This window comes from Flavobacterium sp. IMCC34518 (genome assembly GCF_027111095.2).
Lineage (GTDB): Bacteria > Bacteroidota > Bacteroidia > Flavobacteriales > Flavobacteriaceae > Flavobacterium > Flavobacterium praedii.
Genome location: NZ_CP114284.2, coordinates 3,999,708 through 4,020,318 on the forward strand (window position 1 = coordinate 3,999,708; position 20,611 = coordinate 4,020,318).

A 20,611-nucleotide genomic window follows, 5' to 3' on the forward strand; every position below is an offset into this window, starting at 1 on the left:
ATAGTTTTTGTTTGCAACAAGCAATTTGTTATGGCGATTTCATAAAGCTAAGATAGTTTATTTTTTTTGAAGTTATTCATCACTAATCACCAAGCACTGATTATTCTGAAACCTACAACATCCCATTATACTTCCTTACAAACCATTCTGCAGAAAGAAAAACAACAATCAAAACTAGCAACCATTTCCAATCTATCAAAGGAGATTTGGTTACAACCTCTTTTTGAACAGCTTTATATTCTTCATTCTCCAATAATGTTTTTATCAAAGAATCAATTTGATTGGGATAAAAAGCAGCTCCTTTAGTTTGTACTGCCAATTGATTCAACTTTTGAACATCTGGATTTACAAACTGCTTTTCAATATCAAAATCCAGAATCTCAAAATGCCCTGAATACGAAGTTTTGGAATTCAATTCCTTAACCGAAAAATTATAACTTCCAGCCAAAAGTCCGTCAAGATTTACTTTATAGGTATTGATTCCTTTTAAAAGGTCGAAATTTTTGGTTTGTTTTGTCTTTACATTGGTCACAGCAATTGTCAAACGTGCCTTTTCATCAAAATCATAATTCTTGTTGAAATATTGAGCCGTAATTTCGATGGCTTCACCCGAATTGTAGAAGCTTTCGTGATTGACAACCAATGATTTTTTGGCATTATTAGAAGCCAAATATTGTATAATCTTATTGACAAAAATATCATATTTTTCAAAAGACTGATTGTCGATATGGCTTTGCAAACTCCATTTCCAACTGTTTTCTCCAAATAAATAAGCCGCTCTTTTTCCTTGATTCTCCGTAAAAGACAATAAAGGGGCTTTTGTATCTATATTTCTGATTTTAGCAGAAAGCAATACATTCACATCGCCATTGGTGGTAATTGAACCATAATTATTCTGCAAAGGAGGTAAATTTTCGAACCCTAAATTATCAACTGCAAAAAGATTAAACTGCGAATCAAAATCTGCCAAATAATCTTCTTCCTGACCACTCATTTTAAAAACAAAATTATTTTGTTGTTGATTCAAAAACGAAAAATCAGTACTCGTTCCTGTTATGATAAAGGTATTTAGATTTGCTTTTTTATTCAATTCGAAAACAGACTTAAAATCAGTAGTGGGCTGATACAAAATTAACACGTTATAATCTTCTAATGATTTCACATCACTTGGTTTAACCAATACTACTTTATGTTGCAAATTGGATTCAATGGCTCTTTTAAAAACACCAATATCAGGATGATTTATAGCAGATACAATTGCAACGGTTGTTTTTTGGTCAATTACTTCAACAGCAAAATTCTTGATGTTGTTAAAGGTGTTTTTTTCGCTTTCCTTAGATTCAATTTTAGCTTTATAAACCTGCAATCCTACTTTATTGGCAGGCAAAAGCACATTTACGATTGCCGTTTTCTTTGATGGAGAAAAAGAAACACTTTGCTTATGCAAAACTTCATTTCCTTGTATAATACTAAAATTTGTGGTTATACTTTTATCCCCTGAATATTGCAAAAACACTTCAACAGGAAATTTATTTTTCAGAAAAGCATACTTATTAACATTCAGCTGATTGATTTTCAAATCCAAAACTTTTGTGGTATCGCCTAAAACCAAAGGATACACTTTATTATTTTCATCAAAACTATAGACGTAATCATTTCCAGAAGTTTGATTTCCATCAGTGATAATAACCGTTGGATAAAACGCATTTTTATAAATACTCTTTAAGTTTTTTGCAACTAAATCCAAATTGGTTTGAGTTCCCTTAAAAGTCATACTATCCGATTGCCTAAAATCAGCATCAAATAGATACGATTGCACGTCAAATTTTTCTTGAAGCGCCTTATTTGACTTTAACTTTTGGGCTAATTCCAAAACTTTATCTTTGGAATTCAAAAAAGAAATAGAACTAGAGTTATCGACCACTACTGGCAAAGGTGTTTTAATAATTTCAGTTGTACTAGTCGTAATGATGGGATTTATCAAAAGCAACAGCACCGAAAAAATACTAAAAAAACGCAAAAAAGTCAAAAACAAATGCACATTCGATTTGTTTTTGACTTTGTATAAATATTGAAAAAACGACAAACCACCCGCTATTAGTAAAGAAAGTAGTAGTAATAGAATTGTGTTTGTTGTCATATAGTTGATTGAAAGATTGAAAAATTAAAAGATTGAAGAATACAAATCTTTAAATCTTTCAATTATTAAATCATTAAATTATTTAAGTAAGCATTCCTCCGCAAACATTCAATACTTGGCCCGTTACAAAAGCACTCATGTCAGACGCAAAGAACAAACATGCATTGGCAACATCTTCAGTAGAACCACCACGTTTCAACGGAATCCCTTCTCTCCAACCTTTTACAACATCCTCACTAAGTTTAGCTGTCATTTCAGTTTCAATAAAACCAGGCGCAATTACATTACAACGAATATTACGAGAACCCAATTCCAAAGCTACTGATTTTGAAAAACCAATAACACCAGCTTTAGAAGCAGCGTAATTTGTTTGACCAGCATTTCCTTTTACTCCAACTACAGAACTCATATTGATAATCGAACCAGAACGTTGTTTCAAAAATGTTTTTTGAATTGCTTTGGTCATATTAAAAACCGACTTCAAGTTAACATCGATAACTTGATCAAAATCAGCCATTGACATACGCATCAATAAATTATCTTTAGTAATTCCGGCATTGTTAATCAATATATCAACTGTACCAAAATCTGCCAAAACAGCATCTACAAATTTTTGAGCTTCATTAAAATCGGCTGCATTGGATTGGTACCCTTTTGCTTTTATTCCCAAAGCATTCAATTCATTTTCTAAAGCCAAAGCTGACTCTACCGATGAGCTATACGTAAATGCAACGTTTGCTCCGTTTTTAGCAAAAATCTCTGCAATTCCTTTTCCAATTCCACGACTTGCGCCAGTAATTATGGCAACTTTTCCTTCTAGTAATTTCATATGTTAATATTTATTGCTTTTTATTTGTCATATGTAATTCGCATAACAACTAGTAGTTAATGCACATCTCATATTCTAAAATTAGTTTGTTTTCATTAGGAGCTATTCCTGCTATCCACTTCAATCTTTATTTTTTTAAAGAAAAAAAATAAAGGATTTCCGTTTCTATCAGGGCTAGTTTACAAAGTTCAAATATAATAATAAATTACGGATAGAAAAATAATAGAAAAATTCAATTAGACCAATATTAGACTAAAAAATGGTATTTAAAGCTATCCTATTAATTACCAACCTCAAATTAAATTATTTTCACTAAATTTAAACCCATTCTTCCCTGATTTTTAATGAATAAATTTAAATCCGTGTTTTAAAAGTACTGTAACCAATAAAACATATTATTTTTTTATCAATCAACTTTATACTATTTTTAATATATATTTAGATCTATACTATTAAATTGCACTAAAATTTAAAATTAAATGGACAACATAAAAATACTTTGGGTTGATGATGAAATCGATTTACTTAAACCACATATACTATTTCTAGAGAAAAAAAATTACAGCGTAACTACTTGTAACAATGGACGTGATGCAATTGATATTTTTGAAGAAAATAATTTTGACATCGTTTTTCTTGATGAAAATATGCCTGGAATGAGTGGTTTGGAAACATTATCAGAAATGAAAGAAAAAAAGTCTTCCATCCCTATGATTATGATTACCAAAAGTGAGGAAGAGTATATTATGGAAGAAGCCATTGGTTCCAAAATTGCAGATTATTTGATTAAACCTGTTAATCCAAATCAAATTTTGTTGAGTTTAAAGAAAAACTTAGATCATTCCCGTTTGATTTCTCAAAAAACAACTTTGGATTATCAAAAAGAATTTCGAAAAATCACTATGGAAATGGCGATGGTCAACTCCTATGAAGATTGGGTTGAATTGTATAAAAAACTTATTTTTTGGGAACTAGAATTGGAGAATATTAATGACCAAGGAATGATTGAAATCCTAGAATCCCAAAAAGTAGAAGCCAATTCCCAATTTGGCAAATTCATCGAACGGAACTACGAAGATTGGTTTGCACCAAAAGCAGATAAACCCATACAATCTCACAATTTGTTTAAAGAATTAGTTGTCCCAGAGATTCTGAAAAAAGACACCCGAGGCGACGCCGAACTGAGCAAAGCTAAACCTGTACTTTTTGTTGTTATCGACAATTTACGTTATGATCAATGGAAAGCTTTTGAAAGTGTCGTAGGTAATTATTACAAACTCGAAAAAGAAGTACCATATTTCTCAATTCTTCCTACAGCTACACAATATGCCAGAAATGCAATTTTCTCCGGTTTAACGCCTCTAGAAATGGAAAAACAGTTTCCTCAGTATTGGAAAAATGATCCAGAAGAAGGCGGTAAAAATTTATTCGAAGCTGAATTTTTAACCGCTCAAATTAAGCGCCTGAGATTAGATTTAAAACAAGATTATTTCAAAATAACCAATCTAGCCGGTGGAAAAAAACTAGCAGAAAGTTTTAAATCATTAAAAGACAATGACCTTGTAACTGTAGTGTATAATTTTGTCGATATGCTTTCACACGCTAAAACCGAAATGGATGTGGTAAAAGAACTCGCTTCCGATGATAAAGCCTATCGTTCTTTAACTTTAAGTTGGTTTAAAAACTCACCTTTACTCGAAATTATTCAACAAGCACAAAAATTAGGCTTCAAATTAATTCTGACGACTGATCATGGCACCATTAATGTAAAAAATCCATCAAAAGTAGTAGGCGACAAAAACACGAGTTTGAATTTACGTTACAAAACTGGGCGTAGTTTGACATACGAACAAAAAGATGTATATGCCATCAAAGAACCTAAAAACATTGGTTTGCCTGCCATCAATATGAGTAGTTCCTATATTTTTGCAAAAAATGATTTATTTTTGGCTTATGTTAACAACTACAATCATTATGTGAGTTATTACAAAAACACTTATCAACACGGTGGAATTTCATTGGAAGAAATGATCATTCCATTCTTGGTTTTTAATCCAAAGTAAAAGAAGTGGTCAGTGTTCAGTTTTTAGTAATCAGTTATTAAACTGATGGAGAAATCTAAAAAAACGCATAACCCAAAACGCATAACAGAATATTCAAAACAAATGACAATCACATTTTCTATAGACCAACTTGCAAAAGTCGTTCAACAAATTTTAGACCAAAATCCAAATAAAGTAATCCTTTTTAATGGAGAAATGGGTGTAGGAAAAACTACTTTAATCAAGCAACTTTGTAAAACATTGGGTGTAAATGACGCTACGAGCAGTCCTACATTCTCATTGGTAAATGAATATCAAACCAACAACAATCAAATTGTATATCACTTTGATTTTTATAGATTAAACAAAGAAACCGAAGCATTAGATATGGGTGTCGATGATTATTTGTATTCTGGGAATTGGTGTTTTATCGAATGGTCTGAAAAAATTGAAAACCTGATTCCGGAGCAACACACCATAATTACAATCGAATTACTACCTAATGGTGAGCGTTTATTGGAATTAAAGTAATAAAATAATGAACTTAGATACCAATAAAGTAGAAATCATCCCTTTTTCAATTGAATTGAAAGACCCGATCAAAACCTTAAACCTAGAATGGCTCCATAAATACTTTAAAGTGGAACCCAAAGATGAAAAAGTATTATCTAACCCTCAAGGCGAAATAATCGATAAAGGAGGATTTATTTTTTATGCTAAATACAACAATCAAATTGTGGGTACGGTTTCTTTATTAAAAATAGATGAAACCACATTTGAACTGACAAAAATGGCTGTATCAGATGAGAATCAAGGATTAGGCATCGGTAAAAAACTGATGAAACATTGCTTGAATGAGGCAAAAGATAAAGGAATTCAAAAATTGATTCTATATTCCAATAGAAAATTACTGCCTGCGATACATCTATATGAAAATTTTGGTTTCATTGAAATTCCTGTTGAAGAAGGCGTTTATGAAAGAGCTGATATTAAAATGGAGAAAATACTCCGCTAATTAGATTTTTTTTTGATAATCCCATTAGGCAGCATTTAAATAAAAATACTTTGAATCTTTTTTGTAAATTGTACCACTAATATCACACCATCAATGTCTATAAGTCCATTCACAAAAGAACAATTACTGCCTCAAGAAGAAAAACTAGAAATTGCTAGACAGAAAAGCCAACTTTTTATAGGAATTCCAAAAGAGACCAGTTTTCAAGAACGACGCATTTGTTTAACACCAGACGCTGTGAATTCTCTTACCTATTTAGGACATAGAGTAATGATTGAAGCTGGTGCCGGAGCAAGTTCCAGTTATAGTGATAGAGAATACAGCGAAGCGGGTGCCGAAATTACTCAAAACACCAAAAAGGTTTTTAGCTGTCCAATGCTACTAAAAGTAGAACCTCCAACTACGGCTGAAATTGAAATGATGAATCCCAAAACCATTTTATTATCAGCAATTCAATTAAAAACAAGAAAAAAGTCCTATTTCGAAGCACTATCCCGAAAAAAAATAACCGCACTCGCTTTTGAATACCTGAAAGACGAAGATGGCTCCTACCCTGCCGTAAAATCACTCAGTGAAATTGCAGGAACTGCTTCCATATTAATCGCTGCCGAATTGATGATAACCAATGAATTTGGAAAAGGACTATTATTTGGAAACATCACAGGTGTTCCTCCTACCGAAGTTGTTATTATTGGCGCAGGAGCTGCGGGGGAATTTGCTGCTAAAACAGCCATTGGACTTGGAGCAAGTGTAAAAATTTTTGATAATTCCATTACCAAGCTACGACGTTTGCAGAATAATTTAAACCAACGAATTTTCACTTCCACAATCCAACAAAAATCTTTACTAAAAGCCTTAAGACGCTGTGATGTCGCTATTGGTGCAATGCGAGGTATCGAGAGAAGCCCCGTTATTGTGACCCAAACAATGGTAGAACACATGAAAAGAGGCGCAGTAATTGTAGATATAAGTATTGATACCGGTGGATGTTTTGAAACATCCGAAGTAACAACCCATGAAAAACCCACATTCATCAAGAACAATGTATTACACTACTGCGTACCCAATATTCCTTCAAGATATTCAAAAACTGCATCACTGTCCATTAGCAATATAATCACACCCTATTTGATTCAATTGGCCGAAGATGGCGGCATAGAAAGTGCTATCCGTTGCAATGCAGGCCTAAAAAATGGTATCTATCTCTATCACGGCATTTTAACAAACAAAGCCATAGGTGACTGGTTCGATTTGCCTGATAACGACATTAATTTAATTGTTTTTTAACTAAACTTTCCCATACCTTTGCCGAAAATTAAAATATAAAAGAAGCATAAATTTCAATAGGTTGAAAACACCAACAGTAATTATGCGAATTACATATAAACAATAAAAAACAATAAATTAAATATGAATTTCATACAACGTTTTGCCTACTATCTAGTGGGTTTGATAATGGGTTTATTTGTCGTTGCAGCTATATTTAGCGGAAAAGACACCCGTTGTAATTACTTTCCAAACGCCAGAGTACTGAATGATTTAAGCACAAAACCATTTTATTACTCAGATAAAGCTTCCGCTATTTTATCACAAAAATGGGTTGATACCACTGATATAAAAAACACTTTGAAACTGGGTGATGTAGATTTTGACAAAAGTAACATACCTTACAAAAAAGGAAAATTATATATTATCGAGGGTAAAACTAAACAAAACCAACAAATTATAGTCAAAGTCATCAATTACTCCAACAAAGCAGTTCTTGAAGACATTACCAAAAAATAAGCCTACTAAACTCTTCCTCTCGAAGAGTTTTTTTTTGTTAAAAAGGTACTAAAAAAATTGTAAGGAGCGAAACAATAGGCTTTATCAGTAAATAGGATTCCCGCTGTCCTTCCAATTCTTTTGAAGAGACGGGTTTGAAACCCGTCTCTTCAAAAGAATATTCCCTCCCATCGGGGCTCATAGCCAAAATAGTCTGTTTTAGGAAACACAACCGATTACAACCGTTAATTCCTTAGTCCGTAAAATAATACCAAACAGGTTAAAAAAAACCTGTAAGGTATAAATCTAATCTAATTTCAAAACTCAAAAAAAAAAAAAAACCATAACTCAAATTTTGAATTATGGTTTTTTAAAAAATGTATTATTTTAGGGTATTACCACTAATTGTGTAGGTTTTACAAAAATTAAAAAAGGGTGAACCACAAATTAAAGCACATTAATATTTTACTACCAACTATTCAACTGTTAGTAAATCCAAGTTAACTATTAATAATTCGTGTAATTCAAATTTTGAGTTTATAGAATTTGTGATAATTTGTGTAATTTGTGGCGAAAAACTTTTACCCACAAAGTTGAGGGTAGAACCTATTTTAGAATGAAACCTCTTTTATCTTTGCGCTAAATAAGCCAAAACGTTTTTCTCAATTCGTTCATTAATATTCGAAATATCAGCTTTTACGAACTTTTCGCCAAGAATATTTTCGTACAATTCAATGTATCTCTCAGAAACAGTTTCAATATATTCATCGGTCATATCGGGAATTTGTTGCCCTTCCAAACCTTGAAAACCATTTTGAATCAACCACCTTCTCACAAACTCCTTTGACAATTGTTTTTGTTCTTCTCCCTTGTCTTGTCTTTCTTGATACCCTTCAGAATAAAAATAACGAGAAGAATCAGGAGTGTGAATTTCGTCAATCAATACAATAACACCATCTTTAGTTTTTCCAAACTCGTATTTTGTATCCACTAAAATTAAACCACGACTGGCAGCAATTTCGGTTCCTCTTTGAAATAAAGCACGAGTATATTTTTCTAGAACTAAATAATCTTCTTCGGTTACAATTCCTTTTTCAAGAATAGCTTCTCTTGAGATATCCGCATCGTGTTCTCCATTATCCGCTTTTGTGGTTGGAGTGATTATCGGTTCTGGAAATTTATCATTTTCTTTCAAACCTTCAGCCATTGTTACTCCACAAATTTGTCTTTTGCCTAGAGCATATTCACGTGCTGCATGACCCGAAAGGTATCCACGAATTACCATTTCCACCTTAAAAGGCTCACATAAATGCCCAACAGCAACACTTGGATCTGGAGTAGCTATTAACCAGTTAGGAACAATATCTTTTGTTAATTCCATAAATTTTGTGGCAATTTGATTCAAAATTTGCCCTTTGTATGGAATCCCTTTTGGTAAAACGACATCAAATGCCGAAAGCCTATCCGTGGCAATCATCACAAGTAAATCATCGTTAATAGTATAAACTTCTCTTACTTTTCCGCGATATACCGATTTTTGATTTGGAAAATTAAAATTGGTAGTAGTTATTGTATTGCTCATTGTAGTTTGATGTGTTGTTATTTTGGCAAAAATAGGTTGTTTAAAAGAGATACACAAAAATGTTGAAGCATAATTCAACTTGAAAAAAACAATATTTTCTAGTTTTTTAGTAGCGTAGTAGTAAATAAATTCAATATTCTACTATATTCATCGACCCAAGAATAGGTTTCTTTAAAACCATGTGCTTCTATTGGATAAGAGGAGAGACTCCAATTTTTCTTTCCCAATTCAATAAATCGTTGTGAAATTCGAACAATATCCTTATACTCCACATTGTCATCAACCATTCCGTGTAGCATCAATAAATTGCCTTGTAAATTTTCTGCAAAATAGATTGGAGAACTTTTTTTATATGCTATTGGATCCGTTTCCGGAAAATTTAGAATATTAGACGTATATCCATGGTTATAATGAGCCCAATCTGTTACTGATCGTAAAGCAGCTCCTGAAGCAAATTCTTTTGGAGTGGTAAGCATTGCCATCAAAGTGATAAAACCACCATAAGAACCACCATATATCCCTACTTTACTCGGATCTATTCCTAAATTTTTAACCAAATAGTTTTTCCCGTCAATTTGATCCGTTAAATCTTTACCTCCCATAAAACGATATATTCCTGTTCTAAAATCCCTTCCGTACCCATCACTTCCTCTATAATCGATATCCAAAACAGTGAAACCTAAATCGGTTAATAAATTATGAAACATGTATTCTCTGTGGTAATTACTCCAATAATTATGCGCATTTTGAAGATAACCAGCACCATGAACAAAAAGAATTGCCGCTTTATTGCTTTTATCTAATTGCGGTTTATACAACCTAGCATGAACAACCATTCCATCTTGAGCCTTAAATTCTATAACTTCTGGTATTCGCCAAGGATACTTATTGAATTCTTCTTTGGTCGAAAAAGTAATTTGCTGTAGCGCAGTTTTTGCTTTATTCTCGGCAATATAAAGCTCCCAAGGTTTGTTTTTAAAGGAATAACGAACCAACAAACTTTTTTCGTCTGGAGACAAACTCACTTCATAAGCTCCATCATTTGTCAAAATAGGTTGCAAAACCCCATCACTGACAGACAATTTATAAAAACTCCTATTTCCAGGATGGGTTGTATTTGTGGTCAAATAAAAAGTTTTCTTATCTTTTGACAAAATTACATCTCTCACTTCCCAATTTCCTTTGGTCAATTGTGATTTCTTTTTAGTTTTGATATTATAAGTATACAAATGAGAATAACCCGTAGCTTCTGATTGAAAATAAATTGTCTCATTATCACCCAGAAAATCAAGAACACCTGAATCAAAAGGATAAGAAGGAATTCCGGGACCTCCAATCCAAGCTTCATCATGCTGATAATCTATCTCTTCAAAAGTGTTTTTATCTAAATTTAGCTTAATTAACCATCTGTCCTTATTGTCTTGACTTCTAATTTCCGTTATTGCAAAAGTTCCATCCTGATTGTAAATTGGTGTTTGAACCACAATCAACTTATCTTCTTTTTTACTGTTTTTTAAATTATCATATAAACCATAATATTTTGGCACATCTTGAATATGACTTAACGTTGAAAAGTTCAAATAATAAACAGAATCTTTGGCTACAGAATAGATTCCAAATTTTGAATTCACTAAATTAGTAACAGATACTTTCTCTTTAGTGTCTGGAGTTTGATTGTAACCGTCTTTGGTTATAAAGAGCTCCATTTTTTCGCTTTGAGAGGTCGTTTTATCTGTTAGTCTAAACGTTACAAAATTCCCTTTTGGATTGATGCTAAAATTATCAAAAACACCCAAACCATAGTTGTACTCTTTTGGAAAATCCGACTTATTTTCATTTGTTTTTAGAGTATTCCATTTCTTTTTTGACTCTTGGTCTCGGATGAATTGAAACAATTCCTTTTGCTGACTTTTCAAAAAAGATTCTTTTTCCAATTCTGTTTGATGTTCTTTTCCTTCCTTAAAATTGGTAAGTTGCAAAATGGTTCCTTCTTTGGTATTGTATTTTAGAATATTACCATTTTGTTCAAAAAAAAGCACACCATTCTCAAAAGCCAATTTTAGATTAGAAATAGGATTGGTTTGCTGCAAAAGTTTTTTAGCTATTTTGCTCTTTACCGAATAGGAATACAAAGCACCATTTTCAAGATAATAGCCTAAATCTAGATTGGGATTTCGTAGTATGTTTAGTTTTGAAAAAGCCGCTTCTTTTGCTGAAGCCAGTTGTGGACTCGCCATTCCTTTCTCCCAATAATAAATACTCTTATCAATTTCATTATTCGGATTCCATTCAAAATAGATTTTTTTTCCCTCAGCTGACCAATGTCCATTTGTAGGTTGTCCTCCTATATATGACTCGCCCTTCATGATTTCCTCCAATTTTAAAACCTGACTTTGACCAAAGAAACTGCAAACCAAAAAAACTAAAACCAATCCTTTTTTAAACATTTTTTATTTTTAATACTATTATTTTTTAAAACAGAACTATTCAAAAGTAATCTATTTAAAACCCAAAAGCCCTTTTCCTGAAGCATTAACAGATGCCTTCAAAGCACTTAGCGAAGTTTCTTTTAATAATTTCACTTTTTGAATTGGAACAATATAAATCTCATTACCGTTTGAATTTGGAATACTTACTACAGCATTTCCTTCATCGGTTTGTTCAATCAAAAATCCTGGTTTCCAATAGTCCCCGAATTGCAACAAAACTGGTAAATCTGTCTCTATTTTAGGCACATCAACTAATTGTTTTTTGGCCATTTCTTTATGCTTTTCATACCCAGGAATTATTTGTTTTAGTTTAGCATCAATTCCATCACTTATTTTTTTCAAAAAAGTCAATCTAACCAAATATCCACATATATAGACAAAGGTCAATAAAATTAAAGCACCAATAAAATTTGCAGTATTCGGACCTAAAATCTGATCTATTCCAATCATTTTGGCAATACCATTTCCGAATTTGGCAAAAATTCCAAATACCTTTTGTATTAAAACCAATAAAATCAAAACTGGCAATAAAAATAAAATACCAGAAATACAATTTTGCTTTACATTTTCTAAATAATGACTCATACCTTTTATTTTTTTAAATTAAACATTAAAACACGTAATAAAATTTGACAAATATTTTGCAACACCATCTTCGTTATTTGTTGAAATTACTTCTAAATGAGGTAATTTATTTTTTAGATTCTCCGGTGCATTTCCCATAATTAATCCAATTCCAGCGACTTCCAGCATTCTTTCATCATTAAAACCATCACCAAAAGAAATGACTTCTTCAAATGAAAAACCTTCTTTTCTAAGAATTTTTGCAATAGCAATACTTTTATCAACAGATTTATCCATAAACTCCAAACAAATTGGTAAACTAAACGCATGACTGAACATATCCGAATGATTTTCTAAAATTTTATCTTTTAAATCAACCAATTTTTGATGGTTCTCATGGGTAAAAAACATTTTTATGGCGCTGTAATCATCCAATGTGGAAAAATCAACTACTTCAGGAGGATAAACCAAATCTTTCTGAAATGCATTTAACTTTTTATTGATTTTAGAAGTTTGCCAAACCGATTCCTTAAACAATACCGTAGTGATTTCTGGATCTATGTCTATTGCCAAAACCGATTTTACAGCATCACTTTCTATATTAAAAGAATACAAAAGCTCTTTTTGTGGTGAATGTATTCTTGCTCCATTAGAAGTCACTAAATAGACTGGAACTTCTAAACTCTCTATTATAGCCATTGCATCGATGTGATGCCTTCCTGTTGCCACAATTATCAAATAGTTTTGTTCATGAAATTCTTTAAAAACAGATTTAGTATAGTCCGAAATTGCATGATCCGAGTTCAGTAATGTACCGTCTAAATCGCTAATTATTACTTTAATTTTTTGGTTTGACATTTTGTTTTTCAAATTCATTTATAACATATTCCAAATTTATTGCAATTAAAGAAGAAACCCAAAAAGTAACCCATATTAAAGATGCTTTTAACTTAATTATACAAAATATTAACTTTAATTTTCAAAATAAATACTGTTCTAATAATCTTAACTCGTTGGGTGTAATTCATGAAATTTTTATAAAACACATAGAAATATAGACTTTATTTTAAAAAAGAATATCAAAAAAAAAATATATTTATTTCACATAAAGCACTATGTGTGTTTCAAATAAGTGAAACATCTCTTTTTTGAGCTTAGAAAATCTATGTATGTGTTTAAAATAATTGCACCCAACGGGCTAATCTTATTGTTTTTTAAAGCAAAAAGAAGAAACTCAAATATAGAGTTTCTCCTTTCAAAATAGAATTGAATTATTTTCATCATTTAAATTAGAATAGTACATCCGTTTTTAAATTTAATAATCATTATTCTCAATTTGTTTGTAAGCATCAATGACTTTTTTAACCAATCTGTGACGTACAATATCTTTGTCATCCAAATAAATAATCCCTATACCTTCAACATCTTTTAAGACTAACAATGCTTCTTTGAGTCCAGATATAGTTCTACGGGGTAAATCCACTTGACCGGGATCTCCAGTAATCATAAACTTGGCACTTTTCCCCATACGTGTTAAGAACATTTTCATTTGAGAATGAGTCGTATTTTGTGCTTCGTCCAAAATTACAAAAGCATGATCTAATGTTCTTCCTCGCATAAAAGCCAATGGTGCAATTTGAATAATACCTTTTAAAATATAATCTTCTAATTTTTCGTTAGGCAACATGTCTCGCAAGGCATCATACAACGGCTGCATGTATGGATCCAATTTTTCTTTCATATCTCCTGGAAGAAAGCCTAGATTTTCACCAGCTTCTACAGCAGGTCGAGTCAAAATAATTCGCTTGACTTGTTTCTCTTTTAGTGCCTTTACAGCCATGGCTACTCCAGTATAGGTTTTACCTGTTCCCGCAGGACCAACAGCAAAAACCATGTCGTTTTTCTCCATAGTGTCAACCAATAATTGTTGATTGGGAGTCATGGGTTTTATAATTCTACCTCCTACACCATGCACTAAAATTTTGTCTTGTCCTAGAATTTTGTTTTCCTCTCTAGAATCGCTAAGAATCACTCGTTCGATTACATTATCATCAATAGTGTTATATCTGGTAAAATGCAACATCAAGCGTTGAAAACGTTTTTCAAATTCATCTAAGACATCTTTGTCTCCAAATGCTTTGAGCGTTGTCCCTCTTGCAACAATTTTTAATTTAGGAAAGTACTTTTTAATTGACTCAAGATGTGAATCCTGAGTGCCCCAAAAATCTTTTGGAGCAATGTCGACGAGCTCGATGATTCTTTCGTTCAAAATAAGAAGTTTTTAAGTTAATTAATTGAGTTTAAAATCAATTTTTAATATTTACGCTACAAATTATTATATTGCAGTTTTTAATTTCCAATTCTGTAAATAACACTAAAAAACATCTTTCTAGAATTTCGGTTATTCTAGTTCTAATTATACGTTTGCTTTTAATTTTTTTAACATAGATTCATTCAATAAATCAGAAACTTTTATAGATAAAATTTCACAAAGATTATCTTTTGCAAGTAATTCAATATCAATTTCTTTTGTAGGAATAAAAGATTGTTTAATTTTAGGATTTGAAAAAGCTTTTTGACTAAAAGATTGCATACTAAAAAAGAAAACAGATACTAAAAAAATAATCTTCAACATACATTTTGTTTTAAATCAGATAAAAAACTGTTCAAATAAAGTATAAAATACTTTAGCTTTGCAGTACTCAAATTTAATAAAAAAAAAGTTTCGGTCGCTATAAAACTCAATAGTTATAAACAATTTTATGTCAATAATAACCCTTACTACCGATTACGGATTGAAAGACCACTTTGTAGGTGCGTTGAAAGGGAAAATAGTATCAGAGTATCCAGAAGCTTCAATAATTGACATTTCACATGACATCAATCCATTCAACATTGCAGAAGCTTGTTATATTATTTCGGCATCTTACAATAGTTTCCCAAAAGGAACAGTTCATATCATTGGTGTTGATTTAGAATCGAATAAAGAAAACCAACATATTGTCATGCAATGGAATGATCATTTCTTTATTGCTGCCGATAATGGCATATTAAGTATGCTTTCGCAAAAGATACTTCCTCAAAAAATTGCTGCAATAACGATACACGACCGACTGCATAATGAAGCTTCCGATTTGGATGTTTTTGTAAAAGTAGCCTGCCATATTGCCAAAGGTGGTGTATTAAGTGTAATTGGAAAAGAAATTACAACCCTGAAACAAGTCACCGATTTACAAGTTATTTTAACCGACGATGGAAATCAGCTAAAAGGAAACGTGATTTATATCGATCATTTTGGTAATGTGGTAATCAATATTACCAAAAAACAGTTTATAGAATGTGCAAAAGGGAGAGATTACGAAGTTGTGTACAGAAACCAAACAATTAAAACAATTTTACCTTATTATTCAGCCATTGCCAATTCAGATAAATATCCTGTAAAATACTATGAAGGCCAGAGATTGGCTATTTTCAATGAAGCTGGTTATCTGGAGATTGCACTTTTTAGGAGTAACCCATTAACAGTAGGATCTGCTAGTACGCTACTGGGACTTAATTACAGAGATGTAGTTTCGATACTATTTAAGAATTGAGATTTTCGATTGCAGAATGAAGATTGCAGATTTTGAATTGAATAAGAGAGAGAGATAATTGAATATTGATTACCATAAAAAATTAGTAGATGAAAGAAATTATAGAATTAAATTATAAAACAAAATATACAATTCCTTGAATAAAAATCAAGTTCTAAATTAAATTCAAAAACCTAAAATCTGCACAATAAATTTAAAACTCCACCATGTTTGTACGAATTGTAAAACTGAGTTTTCACGAGAAAAACATCCCCGCTTTTCTTGAAAACTTTGAATTAATGAAAGATCAAATACGAAATGCGCCCGGTAATCGTTTTTTAGAGCTGTATCAGGACAAAGAAAATAAAAGTATTTTCTTTACCTATAGTTATTGGGAAACAGAAATGGATTTGGAAAATTATCGAAATTCAGCCCTTTTTGATACCGTTTGGACGTTTACCAAACAATTATTTAATGCAAAACCAGAAGCTTGGAGTGTTGATAAATTAGTTTCTTTGGTTTAAAGTTGTTTAATTGGAAACAAATTCAAATAAACTTTAAACATTAAACTTTTTAAACTTTAAACTTTTTAAACTTTAAACTTTTTAAAATAAAAAATATAAAATGAAGTCAATCGTATTTCGCGAAATAAAATCCTTTTTTGGTTCACCAATCGGATATTTAGTAATTGCACTTTTCCTTATCGGAAATGGATTATTCCTTTGGGTTTTTCAAGGTGAATATAATATTTTAAATACGGGCTTTGCCGATTTAACGCCTTTTTTCACATTGGCTCCCTGGATTTTAATTTTCTTAATTCCCGCTGTAACCATGCGCAGTTTCTCAGATGAAAAAAAACAAGGCACACTCGAATTGTTACTCACAAAACCCATTAGCCTTTGGGAGATTGTAAACGGAAAATTCTTGGGTGCATTTCTGTTAATTATAATGGCAATCATTCCAACTTTTATTTATGTAGAAGTGGTTTGGAATTTAGGCTCACCCGAAGGAAACCTAGATATGGGAAGCACTCTTGGTTCTTATTTTGGATTATTGTTTTTAATTGCGGCATATTCGGCAATTGGAATCTTTACTTCATCAATTTCAGAAAACCAAATTGTTTCCTTTATTATTGCCGTTTTTCTATGCTTCTTTTTCTATTTTGGATTTCAAGGGTTGGCCTCTGTATTACCTAGTTTTTCTAATTTCATTTCTTATTTCGGAATGCAAGATCATTACAAGAGCATGAGTCGAGGCGTTATAGACACACGAGACGTAATCTATTTTATTAGTATCGCCGTTTTGTTTCTTTCGTTCACAGTCTTTAATTTAAAATCTATTAAATCGTAATGAGAGCATTCCCTTTAAAAAACGCCAAATCATTATTGATTACTGTTGCAATTGTTTTCCTTATAAATATAATTAGCAATTTCGTTTTTCATCGTTTTGATTTAACTCAAGATCATCGCTATACTCTTTCCCCTACAACTTTAAAAATTCTTAAAGAGGTAAAGAATCCACTATCCATAAAAGTATACCTGCAAGGTGAATTACCAGCAGAATTCAAGCGATTACAAATGGAATCCAAACAACTTTTGGAAGAATTTCAAGCCTATAATTCTAATATCATTATCGAATTTGTAGATCCTTTGGAAAACAAAGACGAGAGCATGGACAATATTAAAGAGTTGTATCGAAAAGGTTTAACTCCAATAAACATTACTGTTGATGATAAAGGAAAACAGTCTCAATCGATGGTTTTTCCTTGGGCAATTGCTGTCTACAACAATAAAGAGGTGAATATTCCGCTGTTGAAAAACATTATGGGCGCTTCTACCACTCAAAAAGTGATTGGATCGGTTCAGCATCTTGAATATTCCATTTCGGATGGAATAAATAAAATTTCTAAAGACAAACAAAAGAAAGTTGCCATCATCAAAGGAAATGGAGAACTTCAAGAAAGACATATCGCCAAGTTTCTGATGCAAGTTCGCGAAAGTTACTTCATTGGTCCATTCACCTTGGATTCGGTTGCCAAAAACCCTGAAGGAACATTAAAATCATTACAAAATTACGATTTGGCAGTCATAGCCAAACCTACTGAAGCTTTTACCGATGAAGAAAAAATGGTTCTGGATCAGTTCATCATACACGGAGGAAAAACCCTGTGGCTAATCGATCAAGTCAATGCCGAAATGGACAGTCTTTACAACCCATCTGGAGCCACATTGGCATTTCCAAAGGATCTGAACTTAAACGATATGTTCTTCAAATACGGGGTGCGTATCAATCCAGATTTGGTCAAAGACGAACAAGGAAGTCCTATAAAACTGGCCAGTGGAGAACAAGGAAGCGGAACACAATACCAGGATTTCAACTGGAAATTTGCACCTCAAGTATATCCTATCAGTAAACATCCCATTGTAAAAAATCTAGGTGGTATCAAATTTGATTTTGCCAATGCGATGGATACCTTAAAAAATGGAATCAAGAAAACGGTATTATTACAATCATCTTCCTATTCCAAAAAAATAGGAACACCAGTAGAAATTAACCTAAATATGGTTTCGGAACAAACTGCTCCAACTGATTACCTGAATAAAGGAAACATTCCGTTAGCGGTTTTATTAGAAGGTTCTTTTCATTCGATGTTTGAGAATCGTGTACTTCCTTTTGGAGACAAATCATTTGTTACCAATGGAAAAGAAAGCAAAATGATTGTGATTGCAGACGGGGATATTATAAAAAACCAACTGGATAAAGCGGGACAGCCAATAGAATTAGGCTATGACCAACGTTCTGGAAATTTATATGACAACAAAGATTTTATGATGAATTGTGTGAATTATCTATTGGATGATACAGGACTTATTAACATTCGTAGCAAAGATCTTGACTTACCATTATTAGATAAAGAAAAAGTATATGAAAACTATACCTTTACACAGTTCCTAACTATCGGGCTTCCAATTCTAATTTTGCTCCTATTTGGTTTTGGATTTACATTCCTTCGAAAAAGAAAATACAGCAAATAGATGTTAATAAAAAAGTTGGTTTTCTAGAATAGTTTACAATATATTTGTAAAGTGTATTCTAAGTTTTAATTCTGAAAAAGCACACCCTTAAAAACAAAATAATAGAGATGAAATTTATAGTATCGAGTTCGTACTTATTAAAACAATTACAAGTTTTAGGTAGCGTTATCAATAATAACAATACTTTACCAATCTTGGATAACTTCTTATTTGAATTAAATAATAACGAATTAACTGTTTCGGCATCCGATTTGGAGACTACAATGTCTGCCACATTGGCTATTGACTCAACCAGTAAAGGAAGTGTTGCAGTACCCGCAAAATTATTGTTGGAAATCCTTAAAACCTTTCCAGAACAACCCTTAACTTTTACGGTTGAAGAAAACAGCACTATAGAAATCAGTTCAAACTCTGGAAAATATGCGTTGGCGTATGCTCCAGGAGAGGAATTCCCAAAATCAGTAAACCTTGACGAACCATCGGTAACACTAGTTCCTGCAGATGTTTTGGCTACTGCTATCAGCAAAACGATTTTTGCAGCTGGAAATGACGATTTGCGTCCGGTAATGTCTGGTGTTTTCTTCCAGTTTTCTCCAGAAGGTTTGATTTTTGTGGCAACAGACGCTCACAAATTGGTAAAATATGCTCGTACTGATGTAAAAGCATCACAAGTAGCTGAGTTCATTATGCCAAAAAAACCTTTGAACATCTTAAAAAGTATCTTAGGCACATCCGATGCTGAAGTAAAAATAGAATACAACGATTCGAACGCTACTTTCTCTTTTGACAACTACATTTTATTATGTCGTTTAATCGATGGAAAATATCCAAATTACGAAGCCGTTATTCCAAAAGAAAATCCAAACAAATTGATGATGGATCGTTCTCAATTCTTGAGCTCAGTTCGTCGTGTTGCGATTTTCTCTAACAAAACCACACACCAAATTCGTTTGAAAGTGGCTGGAGCCGAATTAAACATTTCTGCCGAAGATATTGACTACTCCAACAAAGCCGAAGAAAGATTGACTTGTGATTACCAAGGAGATGATATGCAAATCGGTTTCAACTCTCGTTTCTTAACCGAAATGTTGAATAATTTGCAATCTGATATGATAATGCTTGAAATGTCATTACCAAACAGAGCTGGTATTCTAACTCCGATAGATGGACTAGAAGATGGCGAAACCGTAACCATGCTAGTGATGCCTGTAATGCTAAACAGCTAGTTACCTCAAAATACTAAACTAACCAAAACCATTTTTTATATTTAAAAAACCGAAATTCCTAACCAGAGTTTTGGTTTTTTTTTGAACTTAACTGAATAAATAGATCAGTTTAAAATTATTTACCTCGTCAGTCCGATTAAGTTTGTGTGGGCGTAACCCCCGCTAGAAAAAAGGGCTCGTTTCTTTGTCGTCATTGCCCTTTTTCCTATCGGGGGTCGTGCTATTCGCGCTACTTCGGTAGCTAGCTTCTATCACTTACGCGTATACAAGAACTTTAAGAAAAATTATAAGATTTTGTTTTTCAAAAGAACTAAATCAATTGCTCTTTGATTATCCTGCAAGGTTTTTTTAAA

18 protein-coding genes are annotated in these 20,611 nt (G+C 32.2%); 10 read left to right on the forward strand and 8 right to left on the reverse strand.

Annotated elements, in window-relative coordinates:
• Positions 1 to 112 precede the first annotated feature (112 nt).
• Both OZP06_RS17155 and fabG read right to left on the reverse strand, forming a co-directional pair.
• Complete coding sequence (locus tag OZP06_RS17155) at positions 113 to 2,140, reverse strand: hypothetical protein (RefSeq protein ID WP_269222941.1); 2,028 nt, start codon at positions 2,138 to 2,140, stop codon at positions 113 to 115.
• A gap of 82 nt (positions 2,141 to 2,222) precedes the next feature.
• Positions 2,223 to 2,969: a 3-oxoacyl-[acyl-carrier-protein] reductase gene (fabG, locus tag OZP06_RS17160; RefSeq protein ID WP_269222942.1), complete on the reverse strand. Its 747-nt coding sequence runs from the start codon at positions 2,967 to 2,969 to the stop codon at positions 2,223 to 2,225.
• Between the two features lie 479 nt (positions 2,970 to 3,448).
• Here fabG and OZP06_RS17165 point away from each other — a divergent pair, with 479 nt between their 5' ends.
• From OZP06_RS17165 to OZP06_RS17185, 5 genes are all read left to right on the forward strand, one after another.
• Positions 3,449 to 5,032 carry a bifunctional response regulator/alkaline phosphatase family protein gene (locus OZP06_RS17165; protein WP_281239590.1) on the forward strand — a complete coding sequence of 528 codons (1,584 nt, stop codon included), beginning with the start codon at positions 3,449 to 3,451 and terminating at the stop codon, positions 5,030 to 5,032.
• Positions 5,033 to 5,134: 102 nt separating this feature from the next.
• Complete coding sequence (gene tsaE / locus OZP06_RS17170) at positions 5,135 to 5,542, forward strand: tRNA (adenosine(37)-N6)-threonylcarbamoyltransferase complex ATPase subunit type 1 TsaE (protein WP_269224633.1); 408 nt, start codon at positions 5,135 to 5,137, stop codon at positions 5,540 to 5,542.
• 7 nt (positions 5,543 to 5,549) lie between these two features.
• Positions 5,550 to 6,026 (forward strand): GNAT family N-acetyltransferase, encoded by a 477-nt coding sequence (locus OZP06_RS17175; protein ID WP_269222943.1) that lies wholly within the window; start codon positions 5,550 to 5,552, stop codon positions 6,024 to 6,026.
• A gap of 93 nt (positions 6,027 to 6,119) precedes the next feature.
• On the forward strand, positions 6,120 to 7,313 hold the full coding sequence (locus OZP06_RS17180; protein WP_281324018.1) for an alanine dehydrogenase: 1,194 nt from the start codon (positions 6,120 to 6,122) through the stop codon (positions 7,311 to 7,313).
• Between the two features lie 123 nt (positions 7,314 to 7,436).
• Positions 7,437 to 7,811: a DUF4258 domain-containing protein gene (locus tag OZP06_RS17185; protein WP_269222944.1), complete on the forward strand. Its 375-nt coding sequence runs from the start codon at positions 7,437 to 7,439 to the stop codon at positions 7,809 to 7,811.
• A gap of 607 nt (positions 7,812 to 8,418) precedes the next feature.
• On the opposite strand, the gene OZP06_RS17190 is transcribed toward OZP06_RS17185, so the two are convergent.
• The 6 genes from OZP06_RS17190 to OZP06_RS17215 all read right to left on the reverse strand — a co-directional run bounded on the left by OZP06_RS17190 (position 8,419) and on the right by OZP06_RS17215 (position 15,060).
• Positions 8,419 to 9,372, reverse strand: a complete 954-nt coding sequence (locus tag OZP06_RS17190; RefSeq protein WP_269222945.1) for a phosphoribosylaminoimidazolesuccinocarboxamide synthase — start codon at positions 9,370 to 9,372, stop codon at positions 8,419 to 8,421.
• 98 nt (positions 9,373 to 9,470) lie between these two features.
• A complete protein-coding gene (locus OZP06_RS17195; RefSeq protein WP_281324019.1) occupies positions 9,471 to 11,819 on the reverse strand; it encodes a prolyl oligopeptidase family serine peptidase in 2,349 nt (782 codons plus the stop codon).
• 51 nt (positions 11,820 to 11,870) lie between these two features.
• Positions 11,871 to 12,446 (reverse strand): hypothetical protein, encoded by a 576-nt coding sequence (locus tag OZP06_RS17200; protein WP_269222948.1) that lies wholly within the window; start codon positions 12,444 to 12,446, stop codon positions 11,871 to 11,873.
• Between the two features lie 18 nt (positions 12,447 to 12,464).
• The gene (locus OZP06_RS17205) at positions 12,465 to 13,283 is read right to left on the reverse strand and encodes a Cof-type HAD-IIB family hydrolase (RefSeq protein WP_281324020.1); all 819 of its coding nucleotides are present in this window, start codon (positions 13,281 to 13,283) and stop codon (positions 12,465 to 12,467) included.
• A 457-nt stretch (positions 13,284 to 13,740) separates the two neighbouring features.
• The gene (locus OZP06_RS17210; RefSeq protein ID WP_269222951.1) at positions 13,741 to 14,694 is read right to left on the reverse strand and encodes a PhoH family protein; all 954 of its coding nucleotides are present in this window, start codon (positions 14,692 to 14,694) and stop codon (positions 13,741 to 13,743) included.
• Positions 14,695 to 14,841: 147 nt separating this feature from the next.
• The gene (locus OZP06_RS17215) at positions 14,842 to 15,060 is read right to left on the reverse strand and encodes a hypothetical protein (protein ID WP_269222952.1); all 219 of its coding nucleotides are present in this window, start codon (positions 15,058 to 15,060) and stop codon (positions 14,842 to 14,844) included.
• Between the two features lie 127 nt (positions 15,061 to 15,187).
• On the opposite strand from OZP06_RS17215, the gene OZP06_RS17220 reads away from it, so the two are divergent.
• The 5 genes from OZP06_RS17220 to dnaN all read left to right on the forward strand — a co-directional run bounded on the left by OZP06_RS17220 (position 15,188) and on the right by dnaN (position 20,258).
• A complete protein-coding gene (locus OZP06_RS17220) occupies positions 15,188 to 16,018 on the forward strand; it encodes an SAM-dependent chlorinase/fluorinase (protein ID WP_269222953.1) in 831 nt (276 codons plus the stop codon).
• Positions 16,019 to 16,224: 206 nt separating this feature from the next.
• On the forward strand, positions 16,225 to 16,521 hold the full coding sequence (locus tag OZP06_RS17225; protein ID WP_269222954.1) for an antibiotic biosynthesis monooxygenase family protein: 297 nt from the start codon (positions 16,225 to 16,227) through the stop codon (positions 16,519 to 16,521).
• A 100-nt stretch (positions 16,522 to 16,621) separates the two neighbouring features.
• Positions 16,622 to 17,347 carry a gliding motility-associated ABC transporter permease subunit GldF gene (gldF, locus tag OZP06_RS17230; RefSeq protein WP_269222955.1) on the forward strand — a complete coding sequence of 242 codons (726 nt, stop codon included), beginning with the start codon at positions 16,622 to 16,624 and terminating at the stop codon, positions 17,345 to 17,347.
• On the forward strand, positions 17,347 to 19,032 hold the full coding sequence (gene gldG, locus OZP06_RS17235) for a gliding motility-associated ABC transporter substrate-binding protein GldG (RefSeq protein ID WP_281324021.1): 1,686 nt from the start codon (positions 17,347 to 17,349) through the stop codon (positions 19,030 to 19,032). Before gldF ends, gldG begins: the two co-directional genes overlap by 1 nt.
• A 107-nt stretch (positions 19,033 to 19,139) precedes the next feature.
• Positions 19,140 to 20,258, forward strand: a complete 1,119-nt coding sequence (dnaN, locus tag OZP06_RS17240) for a DNA polymerase III subunit beta (RefSeq protein ID WP_269222956.1) — start codon at positions 19,140 to 19,142, stop codon at positions 20,256 to 20,258.
• Positions 20,259 to 20,611 lie beyond the last annotated feature (353 nt).